14 protein-coding genes and 1 pseudogene are annotated in these 13,739 nt (G+C 70.9%); 8 read left to right on the plus strand and 7 right to left on the minus strand.

Going from position 1 to position 13,739, the window contains the following annotated elements; translation table 11 throughout:
- The first annotated feature begins 36 nt into the window (after window positions 1-36).
- Window positions 37-381 carry a DUF2516 family protein gene (locus tag ACU6WZ_RS15845; protein ID WP_447028703.1) on the plus strand — a complete coding sequence of 115 codons (345 nt, stop codon included), beginning with the start codon at window positions 37-39 and terminating at the stop codon, window positions 379-381.
- Between the two features lie 68 nt (window positions 382-449).
- Here the strand turns inward: ACU6WZ_RS15845 and ACU6WZ_RS15850 are convergent, their stop codons facing one another.
- The 3 genes from ACU6WZ_RS15850 to ACU6WZ_RS15860 form a co-directional block, all read right to left on the minus strand.
- Window positions 450-1,796: a PP2C family protein-serine/threonine phosphatase gene (locus tag ACU6WZ_RS15850; protein WP_447028704.1), complete on the minus strand. Its 1,347-nt coding sequence runs from the start codon at window positions 1,794-1,796 to the stop codon at window positions 450-452.
- 262 nt (window positions 1,797-2,058) lie between these two features.
- Window positions 2,059-3,102: a C40 family peptidase gene (locus tag ACU6WZ_RS15855; RefSeq protein ID WP_447028705.1), complete on the minus strand. Its 1,044-nt coding sequence runs from the start codon at window positions 3,100-3,102 to the stop codon at window positions 2,059-2,061.
- Between the two features lie 203 nt (window positions 3,103-3,305).
- Complete coding sequence (locus ACU6WZ_RS15860) at window positions 3,306-4,112, minus strand: class I SAM-dependent methyltransferase (protein WP_447028706.1); 807 nt, start codon at window positions 4,110-4,112, stop codon at window positions 3,306-3,308.
- A 224-nt stretch (window positions 4,113-4,336) separates the two neighbouring features.
- Here ACU6WZ_RS15860 and mshA point away from each other — a divergent pair, with 224 nt between their 5' ends.
- From mshA to ACU6WZ_RS15875, 3 genes and pseudogenes are all read left to right on the plus strand, one after another.
- Window positions 4,337-5,683: a D-inositol-3-phosphate glycosyltransferase gene (mshA, locus tag ACU6WZ_RS15865; RefSeq protein ID WP_447028707.1), complete on the plus strand. Its 1,347-nt coding sequence runs from the start codon at window positions 4,337-4,339 to the stop codon at window positions 5,681-5,683.
- Window positions 5,676-6,203 carry a type III secretion system chaperone family protein gene (locus ACU6WZ_RS15870; protein ID WP_447028708.1) on the plus strand — a complete coding sequence of 176 codons (528 nt, stop codon included), beginning with the start codon at window positions 5,676-5,678 and terminating at the stop codon, window positions 6,201-6,203. The genes mshA and ACU6WZ_RS15870 overlap by 8 nt, the downstream gene beginning before the upstream one ends.
- A gap of 283 nt (window positions 6,204-6,486) precedes the next feature.
- Window positions 6,487-6,759: pseudogene (locus ACU6WZ_RS15875) on the plus strand (MFS transporter); the annotation flags it as partial.
- 12 nt (window positions 6,760-6,771) lie between these two features.
- Here the strand turns inward: ACU6WZ_RS15875 and ACU6WZ_RS15880 are convergent.
- Complete coding sequence (locus ACU6WZ_RS15880) at window positions 6,772-8,079, minus strand: MDR family MFS transporter (RefSeq protein WP_447028709.1); 1,308 nt, start codon at window positions 8,077-8,079, stop codon at window positions 6,772-6,774.
- A gap of 144 nt (window positions 8,080-8,223) precedes the next feature.
- On the opposite strand from ACU6WZ_RS15880, the gene ACU6WZ_RS15885 reads away from it, so the two are divergent.
- Window positions 8,224-8,985, plus strand: a complete 762-nt coding sequence (locus ACU6WZ_RS15885; protein WP_447028710.1) for a phosphoglyceromutase — start codon at window positions 8,224-8,226, stop codon at window positions 8,983-8,985.
- 123 nt (window positions 8,986-9,108) lie between these two features.
- Window positions 9,109-9,408 carry a hypothetical protein gene (locus ACU6WZ_RS15890; RefSeq protein ID WP_447028711.1) on the plus strand — a complete coding sequence of 100 codons (300 nt, stop codon included), beginning with the start codon at window positions 9,109-9,111 and terminating at the stop codon, window positions 9,406-9,408.
- Between the two features lie 240 nt (window positions 9,409-9,648).
- Here ACU6WZ_RS15890 and ACU6WZ_RS15895 read toward each other — a convergent pair whose 3' ends face one another.
- Window positions 9,649-9,807, minus strand: coding sequence for a hypothetical protein (locus tag ACU6WZ_RS15895; protein ID WP_447028712.1), 159 nt, complete (start codon window positions 9,805-9,807; stop codon window positions 9,649-9,651).
- 123 nt (window positions 9,808-9,930) lie between these two features.
- Window positions 9,931-10,611, minus strand: a complete 681-nt coding sequence (gene phoU / locus ACU6WZ_RS15900) for a phosphate signaling complex protein PhoU (protein ID WP_447028713.1) — start codon at window positions 10,609-10,611, stop codon at window positions 9,931-9,933.
- Between the two features lie 191 nt (window positions 10,612-10,802).
- Here phoU and phoR point away from each other — a divergent pair, with 191 nt between their 5' ends.
- Together phoR and phoP are read left to right on the plus strand one after the other, a co-directional pair.
- Complete coding sequence (phoR, locus tag ACU6WZ_RS15905) at window positions 10,803-12,089, plus strand: two-component system sensor histidine kinase PhoR (RefSeq protein WP_447028714.1); 1,287 nt, start codon at window positions 10,803-10,805, stop codon at window positions 12,087-12,089.
- Window positions 12,086-12,766, plus strand: a complete 681-nt coding sequence (gene phoP, locus ACU6WZ_RS15910) for a two-component system response regulator PhoP (RefSeq protein ID WP_447028715.1) — start codon at window positions 12,086-12,088, stop codon at window positions 12,764-12,766. The genes phoR and phoP overlap by 4 nt, the downstream gene beginning before the upstream one ends.
- A gap of 155 nt (window positions 12,767-12,921) precedes the next feature.
- On the opposite strand, the gene ACU6WZ_RS15915 is transcribed toward phoP, so the two are convergent.
- Window positions 12,922-13,608 carry a copper chaperone PCu(A)C domain-containing protein gene (locus ACU6WZ_RS15915; protein WP_447028716.1) on the minus strand — a complete coding sequence of 229 codons (687 nt, stop codon included), beginning with the start codon at window positions 13,606-13,608 and terminating at the stop codon, window positions 12,922-12,924.
- Between the last annotated feature and the right edge of the window lie 131 nt (window positions 13,609-13,739).

Here is a 13,739-nt window from a genome sequence, read left to right on the forward strand (position 1 = left end):
GCGAGGCGCTCATCCACTCACTAGGCGGTGTACCGCATGTTGCTCCAGGGATTCGGCACTCTGCTGTCGTTGCTCAACCTCGCCATGCTCGTCCTCGCGGTGGTGGCGCTGATCTTCGCCGTGACGGCACGCGAGGACGCCTACCGCGCCGCCGACAAGCAGACGAAGGTCTTCTGGCTCGTCCTGCTCGGTGTGACGGTCGCCGTGAATCTCTTCGTCCCGCTGCTGTTCCTGCAGATCGCCGGACTGATCGCCACGATCGTCTTCATGGTCGACGTGCGGCCCGCGGTCAAGCAGGTGTCGGGTGGCGGTGGTGGCCGCGGACGCAAGGGCGGCAGCAGCAGTGACGGGCCGTACGGGCCCTACAACGGCGGGCGCTAGCCAGGCACTCGCACGGCCCCAACAAGCTCGCACGGCCCGGGCAGCTCTCACGGCGTCGGCGGCCTCGGTCAGAGGCGGTCCAGCAGGAGCAGCGCCACGTCGTCGGTCAGTTCGCCGCCGTTGAGGTCGCGCGCCTCGGTGAGCGCCGCCTCCAGCAGATCCTCGCCGGTCAGCCCGGCCGCCAGACGGCGGTTGATCATCTCGACCATGCCGTCCTGACCGAGGCGCTGCTTCGAGCCGGGCGGGCCGACGCGGCCCTCGATCAGGCCGTCCGTGTACATCATCAGGCTCCATGAACCGCCCAGCTCGACCTGCCGACGCGACCAGCGGGCGCGCGGCAGCAGACCGAGTGCGGGGCCCCCGTCCTCGTACGGAAGCAGCTGCGCCGCCCTGCCGTTTCGGGCTATCAGCGGTGACGGATGGCCGGCCAGGCACATGCCCGCCCGCCGCCCGTCCGGGGCGATGTCGATCGTGCACAGCGTCGCGAAGATCTCGTCGCTCTCGCGCTCGTGCTCCAAGACCTGTTGGAGGGTGGACAGCAGCTCGTCGCCGCACAGCCCCGCGAAGGTCAGCGCCCGCCACGCGATGCGCAGCTCCACGCCCAGCGCCGCCTCGTCCGGGCCGTGGCCGCACACGTCTCCGATCATGGCGTGGACCGTGCCGTCGGAGGTGCGGACCGTGTCGTAGAAGTCGCCGCCGAGCAGCGCGCGGGAGCGGCCGGGGCGGTAGCGGGAGGCGAAGCGCAGGTTGGAGCCTTCGAGCAGCGGCGTGGGGAGCAGACCGCGCTCCAGGCGGGCGTTCTCCTGGGCGCGCAGCCGCGACTCGGCGAGCTTGTGCTGCGCGCTGTCGGCGCGTTTGCGTTCGACGGCGTACCGGATGGCGCGGCTGAGCTGGCGACCGTCGAGTTCGTCGCGGAAGAGGTAGTCCTGGGCGCCGACACGCACCGCCTCCGCGGCCCGCTCGACATCGGTCTGCGAGGTGAGGGCGAGGACGGCGTGCCGGGGGGCCAGACGCAGTACGTGCCGCAGCGTCGCCAGCTCGTCACCGTTGTCGGCCGAGGGGCCGGGCAGGGCGAGGTCGAGCAGGATGCAGTGCACGTCGTCGGTGAGCAACCGTTCGGCCTCGGTGAGGTTGCGGGCGGTGCGGATACGCACGCGGGTGCCGGCCGCGTCGAGCAGCGAGGGGACGGTGAACGTCCCCGCCGGGTCGTTCTCGATCACCAGCAGCGTGAGGTCGGTGCCGATCGCGGATGCGGCCGGAGCGCCGGCGGCGCGGGTCGGGTGGGCGGCGGCGCGGGTCGGGTGGGCGGCCTGTGCGGCGGGGCGCAGGCTGCTCCCCGCCTGTTGCTTCGGCAGGACGGCCTGACCGTGTTCCACGGCCGGGCTCTCGCGCTGCCGCGGTACGGGTGCGGTCATCGGTTTCGGTTTCCTTCCCTCCCCCCGAGGGTGCGGCGGCACGACGATCGACGTTCCGCCAAACGGGGACCATAGCGTCACCCGGCGCCGCAACGGAATGGTGCGCGGAAATCACGCGCGGCCAAATACCGCCTCCCACAACGCATCCGACGGTGTGGGAGGTCACCGGGTCATGACAAACGTCACGCCCGGAGCACCCATCCGGGCCCTCGCCGCGACCGGTGGCCCGGTGGGCGACCGTTGGCCGCCCTCCACCGGTCGCCTACTCGTCGTCCGGTCTTACGACGCCCAGAATCGGCATCGAGCCCGCCCCCGCGATCGTCACGTCCCTGCCGGGGCGCGGAGCGTGCACCATCGAGCCGTCGCCCACGTACATCCCGATGTGGCTGGCGTCGTCGAAGTACACGATCAGGTCACCGGGCCGCATGTCCTTCACGTCGACGCGCGGCAGCCGCTTCCACTGCTCCTGCGAGGTGCGGGGTATTGCCTTGCCGACCGCGAGCCACGCTTTCGACGTCAGCCCCGAGCAGTCGAATGAGCCCGGCCCCTCCGCGCCCCATACGTACGGCTTGCCGATCTGCGCGGTCGCGAACGCCACGGCCGCCTTGCCCCGCTCCGTCGCCTCGCCGCCGACCTCCGCCATGGCGCCGGAGTCGAGCCAGGCGGTCTGCGCCCGGCGCTCCGCCTGCTGCTCCATCTTCCGGAGCCGCTCGCGCTCGTCCTTCTCCAGCGTCGACTCCAGCTTCTCGGCGGCGTCGACCTGTTTCTCGATCTCCTTCCTCGCCGCGTCCTTCTTCTTGCGGCCGGCCTCCAGCTTCTTCCACTGGGAGGCGGCGTCCTTCGCGTATGACTCCAAGTCGTACTGTTCCCGTGACAGTTCGCCCAGGAGACCCTTGGTCGCGTGCCCACCCTCGCGGATCCTGCCCGCCCCCTCCAGGAAGAGCTGGGGGTCGCCGCTCAGCATCATCTGCGCCCCGGGCGGCAATCCGCCGCTGCGGTACTGGGCGCGGGCCTCGGCCCCCACCCGCTGCTTCAGCCCGTCGATCCGCTGCCTGCCCTTTTCCATCTCCTTGGCCAGCTTCTGTATCTCCGAGGACTGCTGGTCGGCGCGCTCCTCGGCGAGGTTGTACGCATCGGTGGCCGCCCCGGCCTTGCGGTAGAGAGCGCCGATCTCGCGGCGCACCTCCTGCAGGCGCTGCTCGCCGGCCGCCGGCACCGGGTCGGCGAACGCCTGGGCCGGCGCGGCCAGTACGGTCAAGGCGCAGACCAGCGCTATGGCGGTCGCGACACTTCGACGTCGGTTCACGAGTCCCCCCGGATCCCCCGGATCCCATATCCCGGATCACATGCCCGGCATGTGATTAACCGTCAGTAACTTAGGTGTGCTTGCGGTGATGCTGCCATGCCCTCCGGCAAAGCGACAGTGATCGTCGCTCAAGATTTCCGACGAACGGACCGCGCGTCATGTTCCCCTGGCGGACCACACGTTCGAGGAGGTCCGGAGCGGTTTCAGCTCGTGCGGGGCTGGAGAGCGGCCCAGTTCACGGTCACTTCGCCCTGCCGCCACCGCCGCTCACCGTCCGCCAGCGGCCAGTCGCCCGCCAGGTCGCGCACCGCCTTGATCCAGCGCTGCCGGGCGCCCAGCGAGGCGTACGGAGCGGCAGCCGCCCACGCCCGGTCGAAGTCCCGCAGGAAGGCGTGCACCGGCTCGCCCGGCACGTTGCGGTGGATGAGCGCCTTCGGCAGCCGCTCCGCGAGGTCGGAGGGGCGCTCCAGTGAGCCGAGCCGGGTGGCGAAGGTGACCGTGCGCGGCCCCTCGGCCCCGAGCGCCACCCACACGTGCCGCCGCCCGATCTCGTCGCACGTCCCCTCGACCAGCAGCCCGCCCGGCGCCAGGCGCCCGCACAGCCGCGCCCAGACGGCGGCCACCTCGGCCTCGTCGTACTGGCGCAGGACGTTCGCCGCCCGAATCAGCGCCGGGCGGCGCCCGCCCGGCAGCGGAACCTCGAAGCCGCCCCGCAGGAACGTGAGGCCGTCCCGCTCGTACGGTTTCGCGGCGGCCACCCGCGTCGGGTCGATCTCGATGCCGACCACCTCGGCGGCCGGAGCGACCGTGCGCAGGCGCCCCAGCAGCTCGACGGAGGTCCATGGCGCGGCGCCGTACCCGAGGTCGACCGACACGGGATCCGCCGCCCTGCGCAGCTCGGGGCCGTGCACGGCGGTGATCCAGCGGTCCATGCGGCGCAGGCGGTTCGGATTGGTGGTCCCGCGGGTGACGGCGCCGACGGGGCGCGCGGGGGAGGTGCGGGGGGCCATGCAGTGAGGGTATGCGCCGCCCGTCCCAGCTCGCGGTCGCCCGGGAGAGCCCGCCCGGCCCGGTACAGATTCCCGGCAGAGCCCGCCCGGCTCCGTAAAGGTTGAGGCAGTCCAAGTAATGATTTGGCAAAACGGAAATTGGAGCGGGGCATTCCGCTGTTGCCGCTGAACGGAGGGGGCCCCGGCTTCCCCATGTCATGCCCCGAGCGAGGAGGACTCTCGACGTGAGCCAGTACGTCTCCCGACTCGCCGGCACTCTGGCGGCGCCGCCCCGCCTCCGGTTGCCCGGCGGGCACCACCGCAGGCCGCGCCGGATCGCCATGCTCAGTGTCCACACCTCGCCGCTGCATCAGCCGGGGACGGGTGACGCGGGCGGCATGAACGTCTACATCGTCGAGCTGGCCAAGCGCCTGGCCGCGATCAACGTCGAAGTCGAGATCTTCACCCGCGCCACCACCGGCGGCCTGCCCCCGAGCGTCGCGCTCGCCCCCGGCGTCCTCGTCCGCCACGTCGACGCCGGCCCGTACGAAGGCCTCGCCAAGGAGGAGCTGCCCGCCCAGCTCTGCGCCTTCACCCACGGAGTGATGCAGGCGTGGGCCGGCCAGCGCCCCGGCTACTACGACCTCGTCCATTCCCACTACTGGCTCTCCGGCCACGTCGGCTGGCTCGCCGCCGAACGCTGGGGAGTACCCCTCGTGCACGCCATGCACACCATGGCCAAGGTCAAGAACGCCGCGCTCGCGGACGGCGACATCCCCGAACCGCCCGCCCGCGTCATAGGCGAGACGCAGATCGTGCGGGCGGCCGACCGCCTTATCGCGAACACCGCAGAGGAGGCCGACGATCTGGTCCGCTTCTACGAGGCCGACCCCGGCAAGGCCGCCGTCGTACACCCCGGGGTGAACCTGGAACGCTTCCGTCCGGCCGACGGGAGGGCGGCGGCCCGGGAACGGCTCGGTCTGCCCCAAGACGCGTTCATCCCGCTCTTCGCGGGCCGTATCCAGCCGCTCAAGGCGCCGGACATCCTGCTGCGCGCGGTCGCCGTGCTGCTGGACGAGGACCCGTCGCTGCGGGCGAAGACGGTCGTGCCGGTCGTCGGCGGACCGAGCGGCAGCGGCCTCGCCAAGCCCGAAGGCCTGCAGAAGCTCGCCGCCCGCCTCGGCATCGCCGACGTGGTGCGCTTCCGGCCGCCGGTCGGCCAGGACCGCCTCGCCGACTGGTTCCGTGCGGCGTCCGTGCTGGTCATGCCGTCGTACAGCGAATCCTTCGGCCTCGTCGCCATCGAGGCCGAAGCGTCCGGCACCCCTGTCGTCGCGGCGGCGGTGGGCGGCCTTCCGGTCGCCGTACGGGACGGACAGACCGGCATCCTCGTCGAGGGCCACGATCCGGCCGGGTACGCCCGGGCGCTGCGGCGCTTCATCGACGAGCCGGGGCTGGTGGACCGGATGGGCACGGCGGCCACCCGGCACGCGCAGTCCTTCGGCTGGGACACCGCCGCGTCCGCCACCGCCGACGTCTACACGGCCGCGATGCACGAACATCGCCGTCGCGTACGCTCGCACCATGGCTGACGCACGGCAGGTCACGCAGGTCACGCAGGGCAGCGCCACCACTGAAGCACTTGAGCAGGCGCTGAAGGACGCGGATCTGGAGTGGGAGAGCCCCGAGCCCGGCTCGTACGTCGTCACCCTCCCCGGCACCCGCAAGCTGTCCACGACCTGTTCGCTGATCGTCGGCCGGCACTCCCTGTCCGTCAATGCCTTCGTAATCCGTCACCCGGACGAGAACGACGCGGCGGTGCACCGCTGGCTGCTGGAGCGCAACCTGCGCCTCTACGCGGTCAGTTACGCGATCGACAGCCTCGGCGACATCTACCTCGCGGGAAAGCTCCCGCTCGCGGCCGTCACTGCCGAGGAAGTAGACCGACTGCTGGGCAGCGTGCTGGAGGCGGCGGACGACAGCTTCAACACCCTGCTGGAACTGGGCTTTGCTAGCGCGATCCGCAAGGAGTACGCGTGGCGCGTCTCGCGTGGCGAGTCGACGCGGAACCTCGAAGCGTTCACCCACCTGACCGAGCGTCCGCCCGCCTGACACCGAGCGTCCGCCCGCCTGAACAGGGCGTCCGCCCTCCCGCCCCCCCCCGACCCCGGCCCCAGTCACCCGCCTGGCTTGCGGGGCCGCCCGAGACGGCTGCTCAGGGCGCGCCGCATGCCCGGCAGGGCGAAACTTCCCCCTATGGGCGATAACAGGGGATCTGGCGGTCGAGGCACCGGAGGCAGCCGAGGCACCGCAGGCCCCGCAGCGCCCGTAGCGTCCCTCCAGGGGGCTCCGAGTCGGACGCTGGCCCTGGCGGCGATGCTCTTCGCCGTACCCCGACGAGCGGCAGCCGACTGGCGAAGGGCCGATCGCCTCGGTCATGCGGGACGCGATGGACACGATCCGGATGGACTTCGCCCAGGCCAACCAGTGGGTGTTCTACGGCATGGCCATCGCGCTCGCCGTCGCCTATCTGTGCACGATCAGGCATCCGGGTACGCGCGTGACGGAGGCTCAGCCGGGCGGAGTCGGGGCGCCGGGCACTCCGGGGGCGCCGGGCACCGCCGGGGCGCAGCCCGGCGCGGCGGGCCCCGGCTCCGTGGCCCCCTGAACGGCGGCTTCGTCAGTCGGCCGCCGGTGCCTGCTCCCGTACGGCCGGCGCCTTCTCCCGTACGCCGGGCGCCTTCTCCCGTACGGCCGGCGCCGTCGGCGTCCGCGGTGGCGTCAGTACCGGCGCCTCGGACGGGAGGCCCCGCATCAGCAGCCAGTAGCCGAACGCCGCCACCGTGCCGAGCGCCGCGCACGCCCCCCACAGCCACTCCGCGCCGTACCGGTCGATCATGAAGCCCGACATCAGCGGGGCGACCAGCGCCGCCGCCGACCACGACATCGTGTAGACGCCCTGGTAGCGCCCACGGCCGTGCGTCGGCGAGAGCCGCACCACCAGGCCCGTCTGCGTCGGCGAGTTGACGATCTCCGCGAGCGTCCACACGCACACCGTCAGCGCGTACACCGCGATCGACCCGGCGAACGCGGTGAGCCCGAAGCCGTACCCGGCGAGCAACGACGAGACGATCAGCAACCGTCGCGGGTCGCGGTGCTCGATGAAACGCGTCACCGGGATCTGCAGGGCCACGATCAGCACCCCGTTGACCGCGATAGCCATACCGAAGTCGGCGCTGCTGAACCCGTCCGTGCCCATCGCCACCGGCAGGCCGACGTACCCCTGCTGGAAGATCAGGGCGAGAACGAAGGACAGCCCGACCACACCCATGAAGCGGCCGTCGAGCACAACGGCCCTGAGCCCGACATCCGGTTCGGTCGGTCTGCCGTCCGCGTCCATCTCCCGCGGCGGCCGCGACTCCGGCAGCTTCACGAAGACCAGCACTGCGCACACCAGCGTCATCGCCGCTTCACCGAGGAAGCCCGCCAGGTAGCTGTACTGCGCGATGAACCCGGCGCCCGCCGACGAGATCGCGAAACCCAGGTTGATCGCCCAGTAGTTGAGCGCGAACGCCCGCACCCGGTCCTCGGGCTTCACTATGTCCGCCATCATCGCCTGTACGGCCGGCCGGGAGGCGTTGCTCGCCATGCCGACCAGGAAGGCAACGCCCGCGATCGCCACCGGGTGCTGCATGAAGCCGAGCAGCGCCACCGAGAAGGCTGTCGAGGTCTGCGCGATCAGCAGCGTGGGCCGGCGGCCGAGCCGGTCGGTCAGCACGCCCGCGCCCAGCGAGGAGATGACCCCGCCGAGTCCGTGCAGGGAGGCCACGAGTCCGGCGTACGACGCCGAGTAGCCGCGGTCCAGGGTCAGATACAGCACCATGAAGGTCGCGACGAACGCTCCGAGCCGGTTGACCAGTGTGCTCGTCCACAACCACCAGAACTCCTTGGGGAGCCCGGCGACGCTCTCTCGCACGGCCCGTCTCATACGCTCAGCGGACAACGGGTTTCCCCCCGGGGATGTAAGCGGCTCGGCAGACATCCGCACGTTACAAGTGCGCTGCTACGGGGGGCCACTCAATTGACGACAGCCGTCAATCGGGATCGGGCGACGTCGATTAGGCTCTGGCCCATGGCCGACGCACCGTACAAGCTGATCCTCCTCCGCCACGGCGAGAGCGAATGGAACGCGAAGAACCTGTTCACCGGATGGGTGGACGTCAACCTCACCGAGAAGGGCGAGAAGGAGGCGGTACGCGGCGGTGAGCTGCTCACGGACGCCGGCCTGCTGCCCGACGTACTGCACACCTCTCTCCAGAAGCGCGCCATCCGCACCGCCCAGCTCTCGCTGGAGGCCGCGGACCGCCACTGGATCCCCGTCCACCGCTCCTGGCGCCTGAACGAGCGCCACTACGGTGCGCTCCAGGGCAAGGACAAGGCGCAGACGCTCGCCGAGTTCGGCGAGGAGCAGTTCATGCTCTGGCGCCGCTCGTACGACACCCCGCCGCCGGTCCTCGAGGACGGCGCGGACTTCTCGCAGTCCGACGACCCGCGCTACGCGACGATCCCCGGCGAGCTGCGCCCGCGCACCGAGTGCCTCAAGGACGTCGTCGAGCGCATGCTGCCGTACTGGTACGACGGCATCGTCCCGGACCTGCTCGCGGGCCGCACCGTCCTGGTCGCAGCCCACGGCAACTCGCTGCGCGGCCTGGTCAAGCACCTCGACGGCATCTCCGACGAGGAGATCACCGGCCTCAACATCCCCACCGGTATCCCGCTCTACTACGAGCTCGACGCCGACTTCCGCCCGGTCACCAAGGGCGGCAAGTACCTCGACCCGGAGGCCGCGAAGGCCGCCATCGAGGCCGTGAAGAACCAGGGCAAGAAGAAGTAGCCCCGAGAAGACGCACGTACGGATCGAGCCCCCTGCCGCGGAATCGCCGCGTCAGGGGGCTCGATGTTGCGTGACGCACAGATGGCCGACGGTCCGAAACGTATGCGAAGAGGCGAGCACGACATGAGCGACACCCTGCTGACCACACTGGCCACTGCCATGGCGCAGCTGGTCACGGCCATCGACTTGACGGGCGACGACGACGTCGACCCGGATGTGGCGACGACGTGGTTCGAAGATCTCGCCGACAGCCTGGGCCGACTGCCCGCGGAGGACCGCCACCTGCTCGCGGCGCTCTTCAGACAGACGGCCATGAAGGAGACGCGCCCCGACCACCGGGAGGCGATGCTGGAGATGCCGGAGAACTTCGGCCTGGAGGACGACGAGACCATGGAGGACGACGAGGCGTACTACCCCGTCTAACCCGCCTACCCGGCCTGACCGAAGGGCACCCGGAGGGCACCCGAACGGGCACCCCCAACGCACGCGAAGTGCCCCGTCCGAGCGGGACGGGGCACTTTCGGTACGGGCCCGAAGGGCGGCGCGGGCCCGAGGAGCGGCGCCGGACTGAGGGGCGGCGCCGGACTGAGGGGCGGCGCCGGACTGAGGGGCGGCGCCGGACTGAGGGGCGGCGCCGGACTGAGGGGCGGCGCCGGACGCCTCCTAGCCGCAGCACCCGCCGCACTGGCACGGCGCGCCGGACTGGCAGCCGCAGCCGCAGCCCGAGCCGCAGCCGCACGCGCCGAGGACGGGCAGCGTGGGCAGGTGGGCCACTTCGACCGGCGCTTGCTGCTGGGAGTTGGGCGTGGGGGAATCGGCCATGGGGGTTCCTCCTCGAAGGGGCACGCGGCGTACTCCTGCTGCCCATTGGACGCCCACTCCAGCGGGCGCATCAACGGCGCACACGCGCAATGCCCCGCGGCAGGAAAGCTCCCGCGCCCCCTCCTACTCGCCCTGCGCCGGCGCAGCCGCCGCCTGGAGCTCGTCCGCGTGCTCACCCGTGACCAGGTACACGACGCGCTTGGCCACCGACACAGCGTGGTCGGCGAAGCGCTCGTAGTAGCGGCCCAGCAGGGTGACGTCGACGGCCGTCTCGATGCCGTGCTTCCAGCGGTCGTCCATCAGGTGCTGGAACAGCGTGCGGTGCAGCAGGTCCATCTCGTCGTCGTCCTGCTCCAGCTGGAGTGCGAGGTCGACGTCCTTGGTGATGATGACCTCTGCCGCCTTCGCCATCAGGCGCTGCGCGAGCTGGCCCATCTCCAGGATCGTGGCGTGCAGGTCGTTCGGCACCGCCGTGGCCGGGAACCGCAGGCGGGCGAGCTTCGCCACGTGCTGGGCGAGGTCGCCGGAACGCTCCAGGTCGGCGCTCATCCGCAGCGAGGTCACCACGATCCGCAGGTCGGTCGCGACGGGCTGCTGGCGAGCCAGCAGGGCTATCGCGCGGGCCTCCAGGTCGTGCTGGAGATCGTCCACCTTCTGGTCGCCCGCGATCACGCTCTCGGCGAGCTTGAGGTCGGCGTCGAGCATGGACGTCGTCGCCCGCCCGATCGCCGACCCGACGAGCCGGGCCATCTCGACCAGGGCTTCGCCGATCGAGTCAAGTTCCTCGTGGTACGCGTCGCGCATGAAAGTCCCTCTCTTGTTCCTGCTGAGGCTTGCCTCTGAACCCCACGCTCCCACGTTCTGTCCGTTACGCGTCCGGTTCCGGCCCCCCAAGTGAACCAACCCCATCCCCTCGGTGAACTCTGAGCGACGAGTGTTCGAGTGGCCACCCGTTTGGCTGGGGGAGTGTCGGTACCCCCGCTTAACCTGGGTGCATGGACGTGAACGCGGCAGTCGCCGCAGCAGCAGCGATCGCAGGTCTGATGACCGGCGTGATCGCCGTGCTGGCGTTCCGCTGGAGCGAGCGCGACCAGGCAAGGCCCACCCGTTCCTCCCTGCGGCCCGACATCAACGCGCTCCTGCCGCCCGGTGTCGACACCGTGCTGTCCGTTCTCCGCTCCTCCGCCGTCGTGCTCGACGAGAGCGACAGCGTCGTCAAGGCAAGCTCCGCGGCGTACGCCCTCGGGCTGGTCAGAGGCGGAAAGCTGGCCGTGGACCCGATGCTCCACATGGCACGCGACGCCCGCAGGGACGGTGAGATACGCCAGATCGAGCTGGACCTGCCCCGCCGCGGCACCGGACGCGGCGAGGCCCTCGCGGTCTCGGCACGGGTGGCCCCGCTGGGCTCGCGCCTCGTCCTGCTCCTGGTGGAGGACCTCACGGAGGCCCGCCGCATAGAAGCGGTACGGCGCGACTTCGTCGCGAACGTCAGCCATGAACTCAAGACTCCTACGGGCGCGCTCTCCCTGCTCTCCGAGGCCGTCATGGACGCCTCGGACGACCCCGAGGCGGTCACCCGTTTCGCCGGCCGGATGCAGATCGAGGCGACTCGTCTCACCAATCTGGTCCAAGAGCTCATTGATCTCTCCCGGGTGCAGAACGACGACCCGCTCGATGACTCCGAGCCGGTTCGCGTCGACGAACTCGTCGCCGAAGCCATGGATCGCAGCCGCCACGCCGCCTCCACCAAGAACATCACGATGGCCGCGGGCGGTAGCGCCGGCCTGCACGTATGGGGCAACCGCGGCCAGCTCGCCGCGGCCCTCGGCAACCTCGTCGAGAACGCCGTCAACTACAGCCCGGCCCGCACGCGCGTCGGCATAGCCGGCCGCCGGGTGCCCGCACCCGGCGGTGACCTCATCGAGATCGCCGTCACCGACCAGGGCATCGGCATCTCCGAGAAGGACCGCGAGCGCGTCTTCGAGCGGTTCTACCGCGTGGACCCGGCCCGCTCCAGGGCCACCGGTGGTACGGGCCTGGGCCTGGCCATCGTCAAGCACGTGGCCGCCTCGCACGGCGGGGAGGTCACCGTGTGGAGTTCCGAGGGACAGGGCTCCACCTTCACCCTGCGGCTGCCCGAGGCAGCCGCGCCCCGCGACCGGTCACCGGTCGCCGCCCCAAACCACGCTGTCGACGACGACGACGACGACGACGACGCCGACGCCGGTCCGTACGAGACCACTGATCGCGCATCCATCCCTGCCCCGGAGGTCCTTCCGTGACCCGAGTGCTCGTTGTCGAGGATGAGGAATCCTTCAGCGACGTCCTGTCCTACATGCTGCGCAAGGAGGGCTTCGAGGTCGCCATCGCGACCACGGGCCCCGACGGGCTCGACGAGTTCGAGCGCAATGGCGCCGACCTCGTCCTGCTGGACCTGATGCTCCCCGGCCTGCCCGGCACCGAGGTCTGCCGCCAGCTGCGCAGCCGGTCCAACGTCCCGGTGATCATGGTGACCGCCAAGGACAGCGAGATCGACAAGGTCGTGGGTCTGGAGATAGGAGCCGACGACTACGTGACCAAGCCCTTCTCCTCCCGCGAGCTGGTCGCCCGCATCCGCGCCGTACTGCGCCGCAGGGGAGAGCCGGAAGAGGTCAGCCCGGCGGCCCTGGAGGCCGGTCCGGTCCGCATGGACGTCGACCGCCACGTGGTCACGGTCAGCGGCGGCAAGGTCGACCTGCCGCTGAAGGAGTTCGACCTCCTGGAGATGCTGCTGCGCAACGCGGGCCGCGTGCTGACCCGTATGCAGCTGATCGACCGGGTCTGGGGCGCGGACTACGTGGGGGACACCAAGACCCTCGACGTCCATGTGAAGCGCCTGCGCGCCAAGATCGAACCGGACCCGGGCGCACCGAGATACCTGGTGACGGTCCGAGGACTCGGCTACAAGTTCGAGCCGTAAGCCCGACGACGACGGCTACGTACATGCCGTGCGTACATAGCCGCACCTACATAGCCGTACGTACATGTGGGGCCGCCCCGCCGGACACAACCGGCGGGGCGGCCCCACATGTACGTGTACGGGCCTCAGCGGCCCGCGTCGCGCTCCTCGGCGGGTTACTCGTCGTCCGCTTCCGCGCCGGCGGTGTCGTCGGCCGACCCCGCCGGTGTCCCGGACGCCGCACCCGAGGGCGCATCGGAGGCCTCAGCCGACGGGGTGGCCGGGGACGGCGAGCCCGACGGGGTCGCGGTGCCCGTGCCGGCCGGCGACGCGGCCGACGGCTTCGGGAGCTCGGAGGGGCCGATGCCCTTGAAGTACTGCGTCGCGGGGACGACGAATGCCTGCAGCTCCACCGCGCCGGTCTCGCTCAGCTCGAAGACAACCCGCTGCACGTCACCGTTGCGTGTGGCCTGGCTTCCGTCGGCGATGACGGCGGAGGCGTTGCCCCGGCCGCCAAGGAGCAGCGAGCCGCCCGCCGGCACGGTCACCGGTCCGGCGCCCTTGGCGGGCTTGAGCGTCACCTCGGTGCTGGTGCCGGGAAGCTTCACCGATTCGAGGGTCTCGGCCTTGTCGCCGTTGTTGAACAGTGTGCCGGTGACGACCGCCGGTCCATCGGCTTCGGGCTTCGGCTGAGTGACGACAGCCGCGTTCTGGATCTTGATGTCGTCGACGGCGGTCGCGGCGTTGTCCGGCCTGACCCCCAGCGTCTGTGCGTCGTTGCCCGCGCCGCACGCGGCAAGCGATGCGATCGAGAACACGATGGCGGTGGCGGCGACGGCACCGCGTCGAAGGCTGCGGCTCACGGCGGCGGCATCTCCTCTAAGACATTCGGACGTTCGGAAGTTCGGACGTGGGGCGCCGATACGGGCCCGGGCGACGTAAAGCCGTCCTAAGGATGTGTCAGCGGGCTCAGGTTACCGAGCCGTCGCCCAGC

The sequence above is a fragment of the Streptomyces hypolithicus genome, from assembly GCF_052934925.1.

Bases quoted from the DNA above. Each gene is read 5' to 3' on its own strand.
- ACU6WZ_RS15845 (WP_447028703.1), top strand. From the start codon at position 37: ATGTTGCTCCAGGGATTCGGCACTCTGCTGTCGTTGCTCAACCTCGCC.
- ACU6WZ_RS15850 (WP_447028704.1), bottom strand. From the start codon at position 1,796: ATGACCGCACCCGTACCGCGGCAGCGCGAGAGCCCGGCCGTGGAACAC.
- ACU6WZ_RS15860 (WP_447028706.1), bottom strand. From the start codon at position 4,112: ATGGCCCCCCGCACCTCCCCCGCGCGCCCCGTCGGCGCCGTCACCCGC.
- ACU6WZ_RS15870 (WP_447028708.1), top strand. From the start codon at position 5,676: ATGGCTGACGCACGGCAGGTCACGCAGGTCACGCAGGGCAGCGCCACC.
- ACU6WZ_RS15880 (WP_447028709.1), bottom strand. From the start codon at position 8,079: ATGAGACGGGCCGTGCGAGAGAGCGTCGCCGGGCTCCCCAAGGAGTTC.
- ACU6WZ_RS15885 (WP_447028710.1), top strand. From the start codon at position 8,224: ATGGCCGACGCACCGTACAAGCTGATCCTCCTCCGCCACGGCGAGAGC.
- ACU6WZ_RS15890 (WP_447028711.1), top strand. From the start codon at position 9,109: ATGAGCGACACCCTGCTGACCACACTGGCCACTGCCATGGCGCAGCTG.
- ACU6WZ_RS15895 (WP_447028712.1), bottom strand. From the start codon at position 9,807: ATGGCCGATTCCCCCACGCCCAACTCCCAGCAGCAAGCGCCGGTCGAA.
- phoU (WP_447028713.1), bottom strand. From the start codon at position 10,611: ATGCGCGACGCGTACCACGAGGAACTTGACTCGATCGGCGAAGCCCTG.
- phoR (WP_447028714.1), top strand. From the start codon at position 10,803: ATGGACGTGAACGCGGCAGTCGCCGCAGCAGCAGCGATCGCAGGTCTG.